Source organism: Rhodococcus sp. JG-3 (assembly GCF_000482405.1).
GTDB lineage: Bacteria > Actinomycetota > Actinomycetes > Mycobacteriales > Mycobacteriaceae > Rhodococcoides > Rhodococcoides fascians.
The window spans coordinates 3,286,491-3,304,625 of record NZ_KI519398.1 but is presented as its reverse complement, the minus strand read 5'-3'; the positions used below and the strand labels follow the sequence as shown (position 1 = coordinate 3,304,625).

At 64.9% G+C, this 18,135-nt stretch carries 17 protein-coding genes; 7 read left to right on the top strand and 10 right to left on the bottom strand.

The window, feature by feature from the left end:
* Positions 1 to 5 precede the first annotated feature (5 nt).
* Positions 6 to 1,334, top strand: a complete 1,329-nt coding sequence (locus K414_RS0117085) for a CoA transferase (protein ID WP_051365147.1) — start codon at positions 6 to 8, stop codon at positions 1,332 to 1,334.
* Here the strand turns inward: K414_RS0117085 and proP are convergent.
* Positions 1,323 to 2,858, bottom strand: a complete 1,536-nt coding sequence (proP, locus tag K414_RS0117080) for a glycine betaine/L-proline transporter ProP (RefSeq protein ID WP_045841908.1) — start codon at positions 2,856 to 2,858, stop codon at positions 1,323 to 1,325. The two genes, K414_RS0117085 and proP, sit on opposite strands and share 12 nt — an antisense overlap.
* Positions 2,859 to 3,059: 201 nt before the next feature.
* On the opposite strand from proP, the gene K414_RS0117075 reads away from it, so the two are divergent.
* Both K414_RS0117075 and K414_RS0117070 read left to right on the top strand, forming a co-directional pair.
* Positions 3,060 to 3,530, top strand: coding sequence for an OsmC family protein (locus K414_RS0117075; protein WP_027497050.1), 471 nt, complete (start codon positions 3,060 to 3,062; stop codon positions 3,528 to 3,530).
* Complete coding sequence (locus K414_RS0117070; RefSeq protein WP_027497049.1) at positions 3,527 to 4,564, top strand: nucleoside hydrolase; 1,038 nt, start codon at positions 3,527 to 3,529, stop codon at positions 4,562 to 4,564. Before K414_RS0117075 ends, K414_RS0117070 begins: the two co-directional genes overlap by 4 nt.
* A 12-nt stretch (positions 4,565 to 4,576) precedes the next feature.
* Here the strand turns inward: K414_RS0117070 and meaB are convergent, their stop codons facing one another.
* Genes meaB through mutA form a run of 3 tightly spaced genes read right to left on the bottom strand, consistent with a single transcriptional unit; the run spans position 4,577 to position 9,725 of the window.
* Positions 4,577 to 5,575, bottom strand: a complete 999-nt coding sequence (gene meaB / locus K414_RS0117065) for a methylmalonyl Co-A mutase-associated GTPase MeaB (RefSeq protein WP_027497048.1) — start codon at positions 5,573 to 5,575, stop codon at positions 4,577 to 4,579.
* Positions 5,576 to 5,577: 2 nt separating this feature from the next.
* Entirely contained in the window at positions 5,578 to 7,848 is a 2,271-nt protein-coding gene (gene scpA / locus K414_RS0117060) for a methylmalonyl-CoA mutase (protein WP_027497047.1), read from the bottom strand.
* The gene (gene mutA, locus K414_RS0117055; RefSeq protein WP_027497046.1) at positions 7,845 to 9,725 is read right to left on the bottom strand and encodes a methylmalonyl-CoA mutase small subunit; all 1,881 of its coding nucleotides are present in this window, start codon (positions 9,723 to 9,725) and stop codon (positions 7,845 to 7,847) included. The genes scpA and mutA overlap by 4 nt, the downstream gene beginning before the upstream one ends.
* A 233-nt stretch (positions 9,726 to 9,958) precedes the next feature.
* On the opposite strand from mutA, the gene K414_RS0117050 reads away from it, so the two are divergent.
* The 3 genes from K414_RS0117050 to K414_RS0117040 are packed head-to-tail and all read left to right on the top strand — an operon-like array spanning position 9,959 to position 11,812.
* Positions 9,959 to 10,675 (top strand): TVP38/TMEM64 family protein, encoded by a 717-nt coding sequence (locus tag K414_RS0117050; RefSeq protein ID WP_027497045.1) that lies wholly within the window; start codon positions 9,959 to 9,961, stop codon positions 10,673 to 10,675.
* 31 nt (positions 10,676 to 10,706) lie between these two features.
* Positions 10,707 to 11,306, top strand: coding sequence for a hypothetical protein (locus tag K414_RS0117045; protein ID WP_027497044.1), 600 nt, complete (start codon positions 10,707 to 10,709; stop codon positions 11,304 to 11,306).
* Entirely contained in the window at positions 11,303 to 11,812 is a 510-nt protein-coding gene (locus tag K414_RS0117040; RefSeq protein WP_027497043.1) for a hypothetical protein, read from the top strand. Before K414_RS0117045 ends, K414_RS0117040 begins: the two co-directional genes overlap by 4 nt.
* Here the strand turns inward: K414_RS0117040 and K414_RS0117035 are convergent, their stop codons facing one another.
* From K414_RS0117035 to K414_RS0117025, 3 genes are read right to left on the bottom strand one after another with little or no spacing between them, the layout of a single operon-like run.
* Positions 11,813 to 12,997: an SPFH domain-containing protein gene (locus K414_RS0117035; RefSeq protein ID WP_027497042.1), complete on the bottom strand. Its 1,185-nt coding sequence runs from the start codon at positions 12,995 to 12,997 to the stop codon at positions 11,813 to 11,815.
* 5 nt (positions 12,998 to 13,002) lie between these two features.
* The gene (locus K414_RS0117030) at positions 13,003 to 13,434 is read right to left on the bottom strand and encodes an NfeD family protein (RefSeq protein WP_027497041.1); all 432 of its coding nucleotides are present in this window, start codon (positions 13,432 to 13,434) and stop codon (positions 13,003 to 13,005) included.
* A gap of 56 nt (positions 13,435 to 13,490) precedes the next feature.
* Positions 13,491 to 14,297: a DUF3097 domain-containing protein gene (locus K414_RS0117025; protein ID WP_027497040.1), complete on the bottom strand. Its 807-nt coding sequence runs from the start codon at positions 14,295 to 14,297 to the stop codon at positions 13,491 to 13,493.
* Between the two features lie 76 nt (positions 14,298 to 14,373).
* Between K414_RS0117025 and K414_RS0117020 the strand changes: the two genes are divergently transcribed.
* On the top strand, positions 14,374 to 15,207 hold the full coding sequence (locus tag K414_RS0117020; RefSeq protein WP_027497039.1) for a hypothetical protein: 834 nt from the start codon (positions 14,374 to 14,376) through the stop codon (positions 15,205 to 15,207).
* An 83-nt stretch (positions 15,208 to 15,290) separates the two neighbouring features.
* Here the strand turns inward: K414_RS0117020 and K414_RS0117015 are convergent, their stop codons facing one another.
* The 3 genes from K414_RS0117015 to fabG1 form a co-directional block, all read right to left on the bottom strand.
* A complete protein-coding gene (locus K414_RS0117015) occupies positions 15,291 to 16,370 on the bottom strand; it encodes a ferrochelatase (RefSeq protein ID WP_027497038.1) in 1,080 nt (359 codons plus the stop codon).
* 102 nt (positions 16,371 to 16,472) lie between these two features.
* Positions 16,473 to 17,297 (bottom strand): NADH-dependent enoyl-ACP reductase InhA, encoded by an 825-nt coding sequence (inhA, locus tag K414_RS0117010; protein ID WP_027497037.1) that lies wholly within the window; start codon positions 17,295 to 17,297, stop codon positions 16,473 to 16,475.
* A gap of 60 nt (positions 17,298 to 17,357) precedes the next feature.
* Entirely contained in the window at positions 17,358 to 18,080 is a 723-nt protein-coding gene (fabG1, locus tag K414_RS0117005) for a 3-oxoacyl-ACP reductase FabG1 (RefSeq protein WP_027497036.1), read from the bottom strand.
* Positions 18,081 to 18,135 lie beyond the last annotated feature (55 nt).

Genomic DNA, 18,135 nt, shown 5'->3' with positions numbered 1-18,135 from the left:
TTGCGGTGCAGGGAACGTCGGGCACGACTGGATATCTCGCATCGACACTTCCGGTCGCGGCGCTCGCCGCCGAGTCGGTCGGTGCCCTCGGCACCGCCGTCGCCCAGTTGCAAAGCGCGCTGGGATCGGTGACGACGGATTCCGAGACGGTGACGCCGACAGCGTCCATGGCGCGTATCACCGCGTCGTTCATGGGCGACACCGTGTTGCGGATCGACGGCGAGCCGGTGCAGGGTTTCGCCGATCTGTCCGGCTTCTTCCCGGTGTCCGACGGTTGGGTGAGAACCCACGCCAACTACCCACACCACCGAGAGGCATTGCTCGGTGTGGTGGGCCTCGGTGGCGCCGGCTCGGCGGAGTCGATCGACGTGTTCGGCCATCGACTCCGTGGAATGTCCGGGTTCGAGCTCGAAGAGCTGTGCGCGGCGTCGGGCGCTCTGGCCGTGCGGGTCCGCACGGAAGAACAATGGTCCGCTCACCCCGCTGGTATTGCCGCGAGCTCCGGTCCGGTCGTTACACGAAGTGCGGCCGATCCGGCTGCCCGAGTGCGCATTCCGTCGTTCCGGCTGCTTTCGTCGCTTCGGCCACACGGTGCCGAATACCCGTTGGCGGGTATTCGGGTGCTCGATCTGACGCGGGTGATTGCCGGTCCTGTCGCTACGCGCGCTCTCGCACTTCTCGGTGCCGACGTGCTCCGTGTCGATTCGCCCCGGCACCCGGAGTTGCCCTGGCAGCATCTGGAGAACGGCCAGGGCAAGCGGTCGGCCCTGCTGGACCTGGACACGGCGGAGGGACTCGATCGGATGCTCGGGCTCCTCGACTCGGCCGACGTGCTCGTCACCGGGTATCGGCCGGGGGCCCTCGATCGTTTCGGCCTCGAACACCGGGCGGACCTCGTCCACGGGCGCATCAGCGCATGGGGCACAGAGGGTCCCTGGTCGCGGCGGCGGGGCTTCGACAGCCTCGTTCAGGCTGCGAGCGGTATCTCTGTTCTGGAAGGCCGTGACGGTCGGCCCGGTCGGCTTCCGGCTCAGGCGCTCGATCATGCGAGCGGTTATCTGCTGGCTGCCGGAATCGTCTCGGAACTGGCGGCGCGCGTAGAAGGGTCGGGCACTGCGGCACCGGTCGACGTAGCGCTCGCAGCAACGGCGGCGTGGCTGACCGGTCTTCCCGGGCGCGACCCCGAACACGGCCCCGCCGCGCTACCGCCACCCGAGTGCGTGGTCACGCACGGCTCGGTGACGGCAGCGCGACCGGTGTTCGACTGCTACTCCGACTACGCGTACCCGGCTCACGTCTGGGGTAGCGACGAGGCCGGTTGGTTACCGCGCTGACCGGTCTGCGGAGCTACTCCCGGTCAGCGCAGAAGCCTCGGTGTACAGATCCTTGGCCTCCTCGGTCGAATCCACCTGGGGCGGAGAACCATCGAGTGGCTGAGTAGCCGACTCGCGGAGGAAACCGACGGCGATCAGACCGATGACGCCGCTGATGATCAGGTAGTAGGCCGGGATCATGGTGCTGCCGGTGGAACTGACCAGGGCCGAGGTGACCAGCGGTGTGGTGCCGCCGAAGATCGACACCGACAGGTTGAATCCGATCGACAGTGCGGCGTAGCGCACGCGCGTCGGGAACAGTGCAGGCAAGGTGGAGGCGCTGGGTGCGGCGAAGCACGCCAACACCACTCCCAGCAGCAGGCACGCAATCAGAGGCCCGATCCATCCGCTGCGCTGAATCAGCAGGAAGCACGGGATGGCCAGGACTATCTGTCCGATGGCACCGAACACGAACACCGGCTTGCGGCCGATTCGGTCCGTCAGCCGACCGACGGCCACGATGATGGACACGACCACGACCATCGCGGACAGGACCAGCAGATCGGCGCTGAGCTGGCTGCGACCGACGACCTCGGTGAAGTACGTGGGCAGGTACGAGGTCACCATGTAGTTGGTGACGTTGTACAGCAACACGATTCCCATGCAGATGAGCAGTGCTTTCCAATGGACCGTGAAGATCTTTCCGATCGAGCTGCGTCCGGTCTCCTGCGCCTTGACCTTCGAGTCGTGCTCGTCGAGTTGCTTGCGGAACGCGGGGGTGTCCTCCAGCTTGAGGCGCAGGTACAAACCGATGATGCCCATCGGTCCGGCAATGAAGAACGGTATGCGCCAGCCCCATTCGATCATGGTGGCGTCGCCCAGAACCGCATTGAGAATCGTCACCAATCCGGACCCCATCGCGTATCCGACGAAAGTACCGAAGTCGAGCCAACTACCGAGGAAACCTCGTCTTTTGTCGGGTGAATATTCGGCGATGAAGGTCGTGGCACCGCCGTATTCACCACCGGTGGAGAATCCCTGAACCAGGCGGGCGACGAGCAGCAGGATGGGAGCCCAGATTCCGATGGAGTCGTAGCTGGGAATCAGGCCGACGGCCAACGTACCGATCGACATCATGATCATGGTGGCGGCCAGGACCTTCTGGCGTCCGATGCGGTCGCCGAGAGGGCCGAAGAAGAGTCCACCGAGTGGCCGTACTACGAACGCGGCCGCGAACGTGGCGAAGGTCGACAGCAACTGGACTGCGGGTGACGCGTCCGGGTAGAACACCTTGCCCAGTGTCGCGGCCAGATAGCCGTACACACCGAAGTCGAACCATTCCATCGTGTTGCCCAGTGCCGCAGCAGACACGGCCCGCTTGAGCATGGGCTGGTCCACGACCGTGATGCTTTCTTCCGACATCGCCGGCTTGCGACGCATACGTTTGAAGAATGCGTCACGCCGCAGACGCTGTACGTGGCGCTGGCCCCATTTCGGGATCTGGGGTGACGACTCGGGCGATTCTGGACCTTGCGCAACCGTCATTGCAGCAACGTTAGCGAGCGCAATGACCAGCATACAAACACCGAAACGGACATCGGCACGCACGAGCGTGCATTCCCCCAGGTAGAGGTCGGTCGATCGAATCTTGGCCACTACCTAGACAATTGGCGCATTGATCGCAATACGGACAGGACTCCCCAGCGTGCGTGACGACGGTGGACGGCGGCCTGGCACGATGGACCCATGCCCACCCATGACTACGCCCTGGCCGTGAGCTGGACCGGCAATCGCGGACACGGGACGGCGAATGCAGCCGCATACGACCGCGATCATTTGGTCACGGCACCCGGAAAACCCGATCTCTCGGCCAGTTCCGATCCGAGCTTTCGCGGCGATCCCGAGCGGTGGAATCCAGAGGAGCTACTCGTGGCGTCGCTGTCGAGCTGCCACATGCTGTGGTACCTCGGGTTGGCCGCCGCGTCGCACGTGACCGTCACCGACTACGTCGACTCCCCCACCGGGGTCATGACCGAGCAATCCGACGGCTCGGGACAGTTCGTCGAGGTGACCCTGGCTCCGATAGTGACGGTCGCCGATTCCTCGATGGTGACCCGTGCGGAGGAACTGCACGCCGAGGCCGCAGCCAAGTGCTTCATCGCCCGATCGGTCAACTTCCCGGTCCGCCACAACCCGACGACTCGGGTGAACGCATGACCGTACCGATGATCGTCGACGTCGACACCGGGATCGACGACTCGCTCGCACTGCTCTACCTGTTGGCCACCGACGAGGCCGAGATCCTCGGCATAGCGTCCACCGCCGGTAACGTGCCGGTGAACCAGGTCGCCGCGAACAACCTGGCCTGGCTCGACCTGTGCCGCGCGGCCGATATCGAAGTGTCGCTCGGTGCGCAGGTGCCGTTGGTGGCACCACTGATGACCACCGAGGACACTCACGGGCCGCAGGGCATCGGATATGCGGAGCTGCCGGTGTCGAGTCGGGACCTGTCCGCACGCGATGCCACCACGATGTGGATCGAGTTGGTTCGCTCGCGACCGGGTGAGATCACCGGTCTCGTCACCGGTCCGCTGACCAATCTCGCGCTGGCGGTTCGCCGAGACCCCGAGTTGCCTCGTCTGTTGAAGCGATTGGTGTTGATGGGTGGTGCTTTTCAGCATCAGGGCAACACGACGCCGACGAGCGAGTGGAACATCGCGGTGGACCCCGAGGCTGCAGCGGAGGTCTTCGCCGCTTTCTCCGGACTACCCGAGGACCGCCGCCCGATCGTCTGCGCACTCGACATCACCGAGACCATAGAGATGACACCCGAGCATATTCGCCTTCTCGGTGAACGCGCCGGAAGCGTTCCGGCCGAGCTGATCTCGTCGACCGATGCGCCGGGGGCGCGATCGACGGCCTCGAACCCGATCGTGCGTCATTTCTCGGACGCGGTCCGCTTCTACTTCGAATTCCATCGCGATCACGATCAGGGGTTCCTGGCCCACATGCACGATCCGTTCGCCGCAGCAGTGGCGGTGCAACCGGATATCGCCACTTATCGGCACGCGACCGTGGACGTGGAGCTGGTCGGATCCCTCACTCGCGGAACGACGGTGGCGGATTGGCGCGGAATGTGGGGCAGGCCTCCGAACGCAGCCATCGCCACCCACGCCGATCCTCAGGCGTTCTTCGATCAGCTCGTCGAACGCGTCGGCGAGCTGGCGGCGACTCTGTACCCCGCCCAGTAGGGACAGCAGGCGTCAGGAATCGAAGGCGTCGAGTAGCTCCTGAGCGGCCAACGCCGCCGTGAGCGACCCGTCGCGCACGCGAGATTCCACGTCGTCTCGAATTGCCTTCACCGACGGGCTCTGAGCCAACCGACGCAGTAGCTGATCGTTGACCATCGTCCACGTCCAGTCCACCTGCTGCTTGCGACGCTTCTCGGCGAACTCGCCTGCGTCACGGAGCACCTGCTGGTGGCGGAGCACCGTGTTCCAGTACTCGTCGAGGCCGGTGCCTTCGATGGCGCTCATCGTCAACACCGGGGGCTTCCAGATCGCATCGTGTGGATAGATCAGCCGCAGTGCACCCGCCAACTCTCGCGCCGCGTTCTTCGCGTCGGTCGCGTGCTTGCCGTCGGCTTTGTTGACAGCCACCAGATCGGCGAGTTCGAGAACGCCCTTCTTGATGCCCTGCAACTGATCCCCGGTACGCGCAAGCGTGAGGAACGTGAAGCAGTCGACCATGTTCGCGACCGTCACCTCGGACTGGCCCACGCCCACGGTCTCGACCAGGATCACGTCGAACCCTGCGGCTTCGAGCAAGACGATGGTCTCTCGAGTCGCGCGGGCCACTCCGCCCAACGTTCCCGAGGTCGGCGACGGCCTGATGTATGCGTTCTCCTGCACCGCCAAGCGCGACATACGGGTCTTGTCACCCAGGATGGAACCACCGGTCCGCGTCGACGACGGATCGACGGCCAGCACCGCGACCCGGTGGCCCTGTTCGATCAACCGCATTCCGAGCGCATCGATGAACGTCGACTTCCCGACCCCCGGAACCCCGGTGATGCCCACCCGGTGCGATCCGCCGGCGTCGGGCAGTACCCGGAGGAGCAACTGCTGCGCCAAGTCGCGATGGTCCGCGCGGGTCGACTCGACCAACGTGATCGCCCGCGCGAGGCCGGATCGTTCGTTCGCTCGGACCGACTCGGCCACCGCATCGATGTCGATGACGCGGCCCTTGTTCGGAGAGTTCATATTCAGGCGTTGGCCTCGCGTGGTGCATGCCCGAGCGCAACGGACAGCTTCTCCACCAGGCCGATCGCCGCGTCGGCGATGACGGTGCCCGGAGGGAAGATCGCCGCGGCACCCGCCGCGTAGAGCTCGTCGAAATCGCCCGGGGGGATGACGCCACCGACGACGATCATGATGTCCTCGCGCCCGACGTCGGCCAAGGCCTGTCGCAAGGCAGGCACCAGCGTCAGATGGCCCGCCGCCAGCGACGACACTCCGACGACATGGACGTCGTTGTCCGCCGCCTGCCGGGCCACCTCCTCGGGCGTCTGGAACAACGGACCGACGTCGACGTCGAAGCCGATGTCGGCGAACGCCGTGGCAATGACCTTCTGGCCTCGGTCGTGTCCGTCCTGCCCCATCTTGCACACCAGAACACGAGGACGACGGCCCTCGTCCTCGGCGAACTGTTCGACCAACGCGGTGGCACGGGTGATGTTCTCGGATTTGCCTGCCTCGTCGCGGTACACACCACTGATTGTCCGGATTTCGGCCTGGTGGCGCCCGTAGACCTTCTCCAAGGCGTCGGAAATCTCACCGACGGTGGCCATCTTGCGGGCGGCATCGATGGCGAGAGCCAGTAGATTGTTCTCCATGCCCGGCTGATCCGACGCTGCGGCCCGAGTCAGGTTCGCCAATGCCGCCTCGACCTCGGCGGTGTCCCGCTCGGCACGAAGACGCTCGAGCTTCTCGATCTGTTCTTTTCTCACCTTCGAGTTCTCGACCTTGAGCACCTCGATGGTGTCGGGCTCGTCGGGCACGTACTTGTTGACGCCCACCAGGGGCTGACGGCCGGAGTCGATGCGCGCCTGGGTACGAGCCGCCGCCTCCTCGATGCGCAACTTCGGAATGCCTTCGCCGATGGCCTGCGCCATGCCGCCCGCTTCCTCGACCTCGGCGATGTGTGCGCGAGCCCGATTCGCCAGCTGATGGGTGAGCCACTCGACGTAGTGCGACCCGCCCCACGGATCGATCGGCCGAACGGTGTTGGATTCCTGCGCGATGAGTAGCTGAGTGTTGCGGGCGATACGGGCCGAGAAGTCGGTCGGCAACGCCAGTGCCTCGTCGAGCGCGTTGGTGTGCAGGGACTGCGTATGGCCCTGGGTCGCGGCCATGGCTTCGACGCAGGTGCGGGCGACGTTGTTGAACACGTCCTGTGCGGTCAGCGACCAACCCGACGTCTGCGAATGAGTGCGCAGGGAACGGGATTTGGCACTCTTGGGCTCGAATTGTTGGACGAGCTCGGCCCACAGCAGCCGCCCGGCGCGGAGCTTGGCAACCTCCATGAAGAAGTTCATTCCGATGGCCCAGAAGAACGACAACCGCGGCGCGAACGTGTCGATGTCCATGCCGGCGTCCAGGCCGGCACGGATGTACTCGACACCGTCCGCGAGGGTGTAGGCGAGTTCGAGATCGGCTGTGGCACCGGCTTCTTGGATGTGGTATCCGGAGATGGAGATCGAGTTGTACTTCGGCATCTTCTCGCTGGTATACGCAAAGATATCCGAGATGATGCGCATCGACGGCTTCGGCGGATAGATGTAGGTGTTGCGCACCATGAACTCTTTGAGGATGTCGTTCTGGATGGTGCCTGCGAGCTTCTCCGGCCCGACGCCCTGCTCCTCCGCGGCGGCGACGTACAGCGCCAGAATCGGCAGCACCGCTCCGTTCATGGTCATCGACACCGAGACGCTACCGAGGTCGATGCCGTCGAACAGCTGACGCATGTCGTAAATGGAATCGATTGCCACCCCGGCCATTCCGACGTCACCCTGCACTCGCGGGTGATCGGAGTCGTAGCCCCGGTGCGTGGCCAGATCGAACGCCACCGACAGGCCTTTCTGCCCGGCCGCGAGGTTGCGGCGGTAGAAGGCGTTGGACTCGGCTGCGGTGGAGAATCCGGCGTACTGGCGAATGGTCCACGGTTGGTTGACGTACATCGTGGGATACGGCCCGCGGAGGAACGGCGGGGCACCCGGATAGCTGTGCAACGGGTAGCCCTCGGCCTCGGCGGCATCCCGGTCTGCCTCGGTGTACACCGGCTTGACGTCGATGCCCTCGGGAGTGGACCACACCACCTGCTCAGGGGTGTAGAAGTTGGCCTTGGCACCGTTCTGCACGTGTGTGGCCACGTCCTCCGCGGACGGCGGCGACGGCGTCGGCTCGTCGGGATCGACCAGCGGTACGTCGGCGAAACTGCCGATGGTGTGCGAGATTCGGTTCTCGTCGGTACTCACTTCGAGGCTCCCAGCGTGTCGAGAAGTTCGGTCAGCACGGCGACGGCGTCGACCTTTGCGGTCAGGAATCCATCGGGACGGGACGGGCCGTCGACGCCGGCGAAGATCTTTTCCGGGCCGGCGAGCAAGACCCGCGAGACCCCTGCTGCACGCAGAGCATCCACGGCAGTAGCGGCTTCGTCGCCGTAGCGCTTGTCGGTTCCGCACACCACGGCGATCGAGGCTCCCGACGCTTCGACAGCACCGGCGACAGCGTCGACGCCCAGGGGGCCGGGGTTGACAGCTTCGATTCCGCCCGACGCCAACAGATTGGACGCGAAGGTCGTCCGGACGTTGTGCTCGGCGACGGTCCCCAACGGGACCAGTAGCACCTGGGGTCGCGAATCATGCTGGGCCAGATAAGAATCGGATCGATCTCGGAGCGACTCGAATGCCCGGCCGTACCGATACACGGGTGCCGAGCCGGCAGGCTGCGTCTGCTCGGGAGTCAGGGGGGCCTCGGCCAGATTGGGAAACTCGTTGACACCGGTCAGCGGAGTGATGCGATGCGCGATGTCGGACTCGCGCTCTGCACGGGTCTTCTCGATGTCGGCGACCAGCGAACCGTCCGCGGTTGCTGCAGCGAATCCGCCCGACGCTTCGATGGTCTGGAAGAAGTCCCACGCCGTCGCGGCAACCGCAGCCGTGAGTTCCTCGATGTACCACGAGCCCGAACCCGGATCCAGAACCCGACCCAGATGGGCTTCCTCCAGCAGGAGCAACTGAGTGTTTCTCGCGATACGGGCAGCGAACGTCTTGGACACTCCGGCGGCGCCACCGTTCAGTGCCGCGTCGAACGGCAGCACCGTCACCGAATCCGCACCACCCACTCCGGCGCCGAACGACGCAAGAGTGGTACGCAGCATGTTCACCCATGGATCGCGCTGCGACATCATCGCTTCCGACGTCACCGCATGCTGAGGAGCATCACCGGCGTCGGGCGCACCGCACACCTGCGCAATCCGTGCCCACAGAATGCGAGCAGCGCGAAACTTGGCGATGGTCTGGAACTGGTCGTCGGTTGCTGCGAATCGAAACTCGATCTGGCGCAAAGCATCCGAGACGGCCACACCGTTCTCGGTCATCGATCGGACGTACTCGAGCCCGGCCGCGATCGACGCACCCAGTTCCTGCGCATCCGACGCACCGAGATTATGGAACACGGTGCCGTCGACGGTGATGGCACGCATCGACTCGGCGCGGTCGATGCACGCGCGGGCCAGGTCGAGCGCCTCGGCCATCTCTATGGATTCCGTGCCTGCCACTGCAGCAGTGAGAGTGTCCACTCCGAGTCTGACGTCGACGGCGGCGCGATCGTCGATCTCTGCCGCATCGAGAACGTCGAACAGTGCCGTCGCTGCCGCGCGAACATCCCTGCGGGCATCGATCGTCAACGGGGCCAGCTCGAGCAGCACACCACGGAGAGCCTCCGACAGATCCGACGGATCCAACCCACGCGACCCCACCGTCAACCAGAGCGCACTGGTGCCGTTGGCGAGCGAATCGAGGATCTGACCGTTCAGCGCGGGCACACCGTCACGAACGTCGGAACCGTGACGCGTGCACACCTTCCAGCCCGCGTTGACGTCCCGATGCGGATCACGCCCCCGCAGGTACGGAAACTGCCCCGGCAACGGACCCTCGGGGCGCTCGTCGAACGCGGTGTACAGCGGAGACACCGTGATCCCGTCGTACGTCGTGGAATCGAGAAGATGTTCGGGATCGGCAGGCAGATCGGCCACATCGACCCGGCGCGACTTGGCCAGGACCCCGGCCACCGCCTGCTGCCAGGCCGCGTGGGCACTGCGTGCGGCATCTTCGTGCGACGCGATGGACACGTGTGCTGCTCCCTCGGTTCGGCGGGCAGTCCTACACCCGACTTGAAGTGATGCTAACCCCACCTACATGCAGGCTATCGTGAGGATCACCTCACGTTCGGTGACCAACGCCGCAGGCTCCGCTCCCGAACCGTCTGGTCACTCCGCAGGCTCCGCTCCCGCCCCCTCTCGGTCACTCCGCAGGCTCCGCTCCCGAACCGTTCTGTCATCTCACGCCGGTACTCTTGCCTCTCGTGACACGGCACCTGCGCGACCTTCGTCTGATCGCGCTACTGGCGGTGATCGTCGTCCTGGCTGTCGTTGCGGTGTTCGCCCCGCATCCGAGTGTCGAGCAGATGCGCCAGTGGGGCACCTCGGTCGGTCCTGCGTTTCCGCTCGTGTTCTTCGCCGTCCATGCACTGGTGACCATTGCACCCATTCCCAGAACCCTGTTCACATTGAGCGCCGGAGTGCTGTTCGGGCCATTCACCGGTCTGGCGGTGACGATCGGCGCCTCTACGGTCAGCGCGGTCCTCGCCCTGCTGTTGGTTCGGGCGATCGGGCGAGAAGCCGTGGCGGCGCGAATGTCGCATTCAGCTCTCGACTCTGTCGACGAGAGCCTGCGCCGACGAGGGTGGCTCGCGGTCGGCTCTCTGCGATTGATCGCCCCGGTGCCTTTCTCTCTGGTGAACTACGCCTGCGGTGTGTCGGCGGTTCGGCTTGTCCCCTTCGCTCTGGCCACTGCCGCCGGCATGCTGCCCGGCACCCTCGGGATCGTGGTGATCGGTGGAGCAATCGGCGGGCAGACCCATCCGGTACTGCTGGTGCTGTCCGGGATCTGCATTGCGATCGGCGTGAGCGGGTTGTTCGTCGACTGGCGTTTGTCGCGGACTCGTGAGGCCGCATCGGCACCGGAGAACAGGCGTCAGGGCGAGAACCTTGATTCGGGACAATCAAGCCTGGAAGCTTGACTTGATCAAATCAACGCTCTAGCCTTGTCGCATGTTCGTGATGACCGTCGACCAGCGTCGCAGCAGACGTGACATCGATCGCGTGCCCGATCTACTGGACCGGTATCGCGATTTCGATCTGATCCGCCCGTTCGAACGCACCGCAGGCGACGAGGTCCAGGCCGTCTGTGAGGACGCAGCAACCGTCGTCGCGATCGCCCTCGACCTGGTGGCGACGCCACATTGGAGCGTGGGAATCGGCGTCGGTTCGGTCGAGCTTCCGTTACCCGACACGACGCGCGCCGGCCGGGGCCAGGCATTCGAGGCTGCCCGAGACGCCGTCACCAGAGCGAAGAATGCGCCTGCTGCGCTCGCCGTCACCGGACCCGAGCCGGAAGCGGCCGAGGACGCCGAAACCGCATCGACCTTGGTTGCCATACTCGTCGCTCGTCGCTCGGACCAGGGCCGAGAGGCGGTTGCGCTCATGGCAGAGGGAATGTCGCAGACCGACGCGGCCGAAAGGCTCGGTATCAGCAAACAGGCTATGTCGCAACGACTTTCCGTCGCCGGCTGGCACGTCGAAAATGCCGGCCGCACCCTTGCCGCGAGGTTGTTGAACGCGGCTGACGCGACAGGAAGTCACACGTCATGATCGTCGTCGCCCTCGTTCTTCTGGCTCTGACGGCAGGTGTCGCCCTCGTCCCGGCCGGCGACCGCATCAGGCTGTGGGTCCCCACTGTGGCTGCCTCGACTCTGCTCACCGCAGCCGCTGTGCTTGCCACGCTCGCCGGGCCGGCACACGGCGTCGGTCATGCAGTCGGAGTCGTCCTGAGCGTTGCCGTGGCCGCCGTCGGCGGCACTGCCGTGGTGCCGAGCGTCTTTCGCGTCGCCAGACGACAGAACGACTCGACCGACGACGAGCCGGTCGAGCCGCTGCGTGGAGGGTTGACGATAGGAATTCTCGAACGTGTAGCGGTTGCGGTATCCATTCTCACCGGCTGGCCCGAGGGAATCGCCATCGTACTGGCGGTCAAAGGACTTGCGCGCTACCCCGAACTGCGCGAATCCCACGCCTCCGAACAGTTCATCATCGGCACCTTCGCCAGCGTTCTGTGGGCACTGGCGGCAGCGGGCGTGGGATTCGCGATCAATTCGTGATCAGCGCGCTTCCGGTTCTGCCTCGGGAGATGCCGACAGGGCACCGATATCCATACCCTTGGACAGCTCCGGAGATGCGGCCAACGACGTGTCCACCGGCTTACGGGCCACCGCCTCGGCGGCCTTGACGGCTTCGGCGACAGCCGGATCGGTCTTGGTCTCGAACCACTCCGCAACCTCGTCCGAGTCGTCCTCGGGTTTCGGCTCGTTGCCCGCGGACTCGTTGGGCTCGTATCGGAACACCCCGTCCTCGCCTGGGGCTCCGAGGGTCTTGGCGAACCCTTTGAGAGCGTCGCCGAAATCGCTCGGGATCATCCACACCTTGTTCGCGTCGCCCTGCGCCATCTGAGGCAACGTCTGCATGTACTGGTAGGCCAACAGTTCTGGAGTGGGCTTACCCGCCTTGATGGCACCGAAGACCTTCTCGATGGCCTTCGCCTGCCCCTGCGCCTCGAGGTACTTCGCGGCGCGATCACCCTGAGCCCGCAGAATTCTGGACTGCCGCTCACCCTCGGCAGTGAGGATGGCCGCCTGCTTACCGCCTTCGGCAGCGAGGATTCGACTCTGCTTGTCGCCCTCGGCTGTCTTGATCGCCGATTCACGGTGCCCCTCGGCCGTGAGAATGGTCGCGCGCTTCTCGCGGTCGGCCTTCATCTGCTTCTCCATCGATTCCTGAATCGAGGGTGGCGGGTCGATGCTCTTGAGCTCGACGCGGGCGACTCGAAGACCCCACCGACCGGTGGCCTCGTCCAGCACCACTCGGAGCTGACCGTTGATCGAATCACGGGACGTCAGAGTCTCTTCCAACGTCATTCCGCCGACGACGTTACGCAGCGTGGTGGTGGTCAACTGCTCGACACCGACGATGTAGTTGTTGATCTCGTACACGGCCGACTGTGGATTGGTCACCTGAAAATAGACGACGGTGTCGATCGACACCGTCAGGTTGTCCTTGGTGATGACCGGCTGCGGCGGGAACGAGACGACCCGTTCTCGCAGATCGACTTTCGCACGGATGCGATCGACGAACGGGACGAGGAACGTGAGCTGACCGGACACGGTACGCGTGTACCGACCGAGTCTTTCGATCACTGCTGCCTCGGCTTGCGGGACGATCGAGATGGACTTGGCCATCAACACGGCGACGAACGCAACGATGACGGCCAGTGCTATGAGTGCTTCCACTGGCTTTACGGTCCCTTCCATACGACGGCGGTGGCACCGTCGATTTCCATCACGGTCACGGTGGTACCGGGGGCGTAGACCTCTGTCTCGTCCAACGGACGCGCGGTCCACACCTCGCCACCGAGTTTGATCTGGCCTTCGTGCGCAGTGACCTGTTCGAGCACGACTGCGCTCTTACCGGTGAGAGCCGCAACCCCCATCGGGGTGTCCGGCGGATGTGCGAAGCGCCGCAACAAGATCGGACGCAGACCCAGAACCAACGCCAACGACAACACGCCGAAAACGATTGCGTCTGCCCATACCGGGAAGTCGGTCAACGCCGACACCCCGGCGGTACCGAGCGCACCGCCGGCGATCATCAGTAGGAAGAAGTCCCCCGTCAGTGCTTCGGCACCGGCAAGCACAACCGCCGCTATGAGCCACAAGATCGCTGCCACAAGCTCCATCCTGGCACGAATCGGACATCCGCCGACGGATCAGCTGGTCGTAACAGCTACTCGGTGACGAAATCGACCAACTGTTCGACGGCACCGATCAGTGGAGCCTCCAGATCTCGGAAGCTCGACACCGACGAGTACACCCGCCGCCATCCTTCCTGCGGAGTTCCCCAGCCCAGCTCTCGACAGATTCCGGTCTTCCAGTCCTGACCGCGCGGAATCTTCGGCCACGCCGCAATGCCGACCGCCGACGGCTTGACGGCCTCCCACACGTCGATGAACGGATGGCCGGTGACGAGAACGTGTTCGCCCAACGATCTGGTCATCTTCGATTCCTTGGACCCGGTCACCAGGTGGTCGACCAGGACCCCGACGCGACGGCCCGGGCCGGGGCCGAACTCGGCCAACCGCTCCCCCAGATTGTCCAGGCCCTCGAGATGTTCGACGACCACGCCCTCCACTCGAAGGTCGTGTCCCCACACGCTTTCCACCAGGGCCGCGTCGTGCACACCCTCGACCCAGATACGGCTGGCACGAGCCGTCCGGGCTCGCAGGCCCTCGACCTTGGTGGATCCGGACGCCGATCTGGTCGGTTTGGCCGCGGTCGCGGGCTTCGGGCGGACCAGCGTCACCCGGCGGCCGTCGATCAGAAATGCGGCCTCGCGCAGGGCGAACAGTCGCGTCGTTCGGGCGCCGTCCTCGAGTCGGACGAAATCTCCGTCGTATGTGCGCTCGAAGCCGACCACAGCACCGCAATAACCCGAACCTGCGTCCTCGACCACCATGCCGCGCTCGGCCGGCACCTCCGGTGCCGGAACCTTCCGCATGCGACTGTGCCCTTTGAGAATGTCTCCGCCGTACATGTCGTTCACGGCGACCAACGCTAGCGATACCGGCGTCCCGAGCACGGTTCGCCACGCCGACCTATGCTCGTGAGTCGTGTGTTCTCCGAGTGCAAGTCTTGCCCTGTGGGCCGGTTCCTGGCTGGCCGGTGCCGGTTCGCCGGACGACGTCATCGACGCGATGTCCGAGTGGGCACCGATGCATCTGGTCGGTGCCGGTGACAACGAAGCAGCAACGACGTACGGGCTGCGCTTTCCGGGCTACGCGGAGGGCATCGCCGGGGCGCTCGCCGCGGTCCGAACCGCCGCGAACGCAGGACCCTCACCCGCAGCCGGGGAGGAACGGATACGTCTGGTGCTGCCCGCAGCGGGTGCGGTGGCCGAACTGCCGGCCCGGACAGAATTCTCTCGTGCAGCGATCGGTGCCGAGCAGGCGGTGATGATCGGTACCCCGGGCTCCGCCGGAATCGGGGTGGTACCCGTCGTCGAGGGCCCCGACGTGCTGCGCTGGACCGTGTATTCGATCGACGTTCCCTCTCACGCCCACCGAGATCGAGGTCTCGGTGAGGCCGAGTACGAGATGCGCGAGGCCGTGCGCGGCGCGGCGGATGCACTCGCACAGATGCAATCGCTCCCCACCCGCACTCTCGAGGCCGACCCGCGCACTCGCATCGCCGAGCTGATCGCCGACGCTGCACGGCACCGCTATCCCCCCGAGATGTCCGAACGCGCCTTCCGAGTGCTCGAATCGGCCGATCGGGTCGCGGCCATCCTCACCGTCGCCGCCGGATCGGCTCCCTCGGAGGCACCGACTGCCGCCGCAGCGGCCGCCCGAGAAGAACTCGTCCGGCCGCTGTGGGCCGCCGTGCGCACGGCCCGGACCATCGCCGTGGCGACGAGCATCGGTGCCTCGATGCAGTCGGCCCGATGACCGACAGGACCGACACGTAGCGGTCCTGTCGGGGCTGGGCCGCGAGACAGGCAAGAGGCCACCCGTCAGGCAGGAGCCGCCAGTCAGGCAGGTGCCGTCGCAGACCGCGATGGACGCGTCGGCTGCTCGCAACATCCGACGGCACATCGATTGCCGTCGAGGGTGGATCCGTAGCCGGGAACGCTGCCGAGTCCTCGGCACGTCCCGCCGACGCGATACTCGTCCACCAGCTCCCTGATCATCTTCGGGAATCGAGCATCGGAACCGGGCGTACCCGCGCGAGCGAAAGCCATCCCGAGTTCACGGGCCTTCTCCTCGGCTTCGGTGTCGAGATCCCACACCACTTCGAGGTGGTCGGACACGAAACCGATCGGGCACACGATCACCGCGTCGACGGACTTCTCGGACAGTGCTTCGAGATGATCGCAGATGTCGGGGTCGAGCCACGGAACCTGCGGTGGTCCGGAACGAGACTGCCACACCAGATCGTATTCGGTGCTGCCGGATGCGGCCGCGACCAGACGCGACGCCTCCGCAACCTGCCGGCTGTACAGGTGGCCACCATCCGCGGGTGGGCCTGCATTGGCGTCGGCTGCCGACGGAATGGAATGCGCGGTGAACACCAGCCGCGCTCCTGCCCGATGCTCCTCTGGCAGCGACCTGCGCGCGGCATCGACGGCCTCGGCGAACGCCTCGACCATCAACGGGTGGTCGTAATACTGACGGATCTTGAGCAAATGCGGGGCGTCGTCCCCCACGGACGCACGGGCCCTGGCGATGTCCTCGTGGTACTGCCTGCACCCGGAATACCCGCCCCACGCGGAAGTCGGAAAGACGAGCGCGGAGCGGACGCCGTCCGCCTTCATCGTCGCAACGGTGTCCTCGACCATCGGATGCCAATTGCGATTGCCGAAGTAGATCGGCAATTCGATTCCGGCCGAATCGAACTCGGCCTGCAGTGCGGCGATGATGTCGCGATTGAGTTCGTTGATCGGTGACACGCCACCGAAGTGCATGTAGTGCTCGACGACGGCGTCGAGACGCTCGGGCGGCACACCACGTCCGCGAGTGACGTTCTCGAGAAACGGGCGAACGTCGGCGGGCTTTTCCGGTCCGCCGAACGAGAGCACCAACAGTGCGTCGAAATCTCCAGGGGTGGTCATGAATCCATTGTGCCCCTGTCGCAGCAGGGCTGCGGCAGGGGCACAATCGGTCGACGAAACCTACGGTGAGCGAGCCCACGTCGGACTCCGCTCACCGACGTGTCACATGTTTTCGGGCAGGTACGTGTTGTGGCTCGCTCCGCCGTCGACGTACACGATCGACCCGGTGGTTCCGGGCAGCCAATCCGACAGCAACGCGACGATCGACTTGGCGACGACGGTCGGATCGTTGACGTCCCATCCGATGGGAGCGGCACCGTCCCAGTACACGTTCAGCTGGTCCATCTTGGCCGCATCGCCGGTCGCGGTGCCCGCAATCGCCTTGGCGGCAAGAGTCCTGATCGGTCCTGCTGCAACGAGATTGGAGCGGATACGCTTGGCTGCGCCCACTTCCCGTGCCACGTAACGATTCACCGACTCGAGAGCAGCCTTGGCCACGCCCATCCAGTTGTAGTACGGCATCGACGTCCGTGGATCGAAGTCCATTCCGACGATCGAGCCACCCTCGTTCATGACCGGGAGCACGGCACGCGCGAGAGACGCGTAGCTCCACGCAGAGATCTCGAATGCCCTCGCCGCGTCGGGGCCGGGGCCGTCGAGGAAGGGCTTGGCATCCGGGCCCATCAGGGTGCGAGGTGCGAATGCGATGGAGTGCAGAACGCCGTCGATACCCTCCGGCGCTACTTCACGAATTCGGTCCGCCAGCGCGGCGAGGTGCTCTTCATTGGTGGCGTCGAGCTCGATCGCCGGGGGCACCTCCTTGGGCAGGCGCTGCGCGATGCGGTCGATGAGCCGCAGCCGATCGAACCCGGTGATGATCACCTTGGCACCCTGCTCCTGCGCCATGGCCGCGGCGTGGAACGCGATCGACGCGTCGGTGATGATGCCGGTGATGAGAATGGTCTTGCCTTCGAGCAATCCGCCCATAATGCTGCGTCCTTAAATCGGAGGTGAATATCTATCGAAATCGTTGTGCGAGAGGGATTCTCAGTGCCCCATGCCCAGGCCGCCGTCGACTGGTATGACCGCGCCGGAGACATAAGCCGCATCGGGCGACGCCAGCCAACTCACGACGCCTGCCACTTCTTCTGCCTTGCCCTTGCGCGCCAGCGGAATTGCCTTGACGGCCATCTCCTGGATTTTTTCGTCCAGCACCTGAGTCATCTCGGTGTCGATAAAACCGGGTGCGACAACATTGGCGGTGATGGAACGGGATCCTAGTTCGCGTGTCAGAGAACGAGCCAAGCCAATAACGCCCGCTTTGGAGGAGGCGTAGTTCGCCTGACCGGCGGTACCGGTCATACCGACAACCGAACCGAGAAAAATGAATCGACCATAGCGGGCACGGAGCATCGAGCGACTTGCCCGCTTCGCCACCCTGAATGCACCCGTGAGGTTGGCATCGAGCACGTTCGAGAATTGTTCGTCAGTCATCCGCATGATGAGTGTGTCGTCGGTGGTGCCCGCGTTGGAGACAAGTACCTCGACAGGTCCCTGCTTCTCCTCGACCTCCTTGAAGGCCGCGTCGACCGAATCGGAGTCGGTGACGTCGCAGACGACCCCGAGCAATCCGTCGGGAGCCCCGGATCCGCGGTGGGTGACGGCCACCTTGTGTCCGTCGGCACTGAGCCGTTGGGCGATGGCCAGACCGATACCCCGGTTACCTCCGGTGACGAGTACCGATCGCGCGATGAAGTCAGGTGTGGACATGCCTAGCAACCTATCTGTTCGTCCTGGAATGACAAAGCGAAACTTACTGGTGAGT

Bases quoted from the DNA above. Each gene is read 5' to 3' on its own strand.
- K414_RS0117015 (WP_027497038.1), bottom strand. From the start codon at position 16,370: ATGACCACCCCTGGAGATTTCGACGCACTGTTGGTGCTCTCGTTCGGC.
- meaB (WP_027497048.1), bottom strand. From the start codon at position 5,575: ATGAACTCTCCGAACAAGGGCCGCGTCATCGACATCGATGCGGTGGCC.
- K414_RS0117045 (WP_027497044.1), top strand. From the start codon at position 10,707: ATGTTCGTGATGACCGTCGACCAGCGTCGCAGCAGACGTGACATCGAT.
- K414_RS0117025 (WP_027497040.1), bottom strand. From the start codon at position 14,297: ATGTACGGCGGAGACATTCTCAAAGGGCACAGTCGCATGCGGAAGGTT.
- K414_RS0117075 (WP_027497050.1), top strand. From the start codon at position 3,060: ATGCCCACCCATGACTACGCCCTGGCCGTGAGCTGGACCGGCAATCGC.
- fabG1 (WP_027497036.1), bottom strand. From the start codon at position 18,080: ATGTCCACACCTGACTTCATCGCGCGATCGGTACTCGTCACCGGAGGT.
- K414_RS0117070 (WP_027497049.1), top strand. From the start codon at position 3,527: ATGACCGTACCGATGATCGTCGACGTCGACACCGGGATCGACGACTCG.
- inhA (WP_027497037.1), bottom strand. From the start codon at position 17,297: ATGGGCGGATTGCTCGAAGGCAAGACCATTCTCATCACCGGCATCATC.
- proP (WP_045841908.1), bottom strand. From the start codon at position 2,858: ATGACGGTTGCGCAAGGTCCAGAATCGCCCGAGTCGTCACCCCAGATC.
- K414_RS0117040 (WP_027497043.1), top strand. From the start codon at position 11,303: ATGATCGTCGTCGCCCTCGTTCTTCTGGCTCTGACGGCAGGTGTCGCC.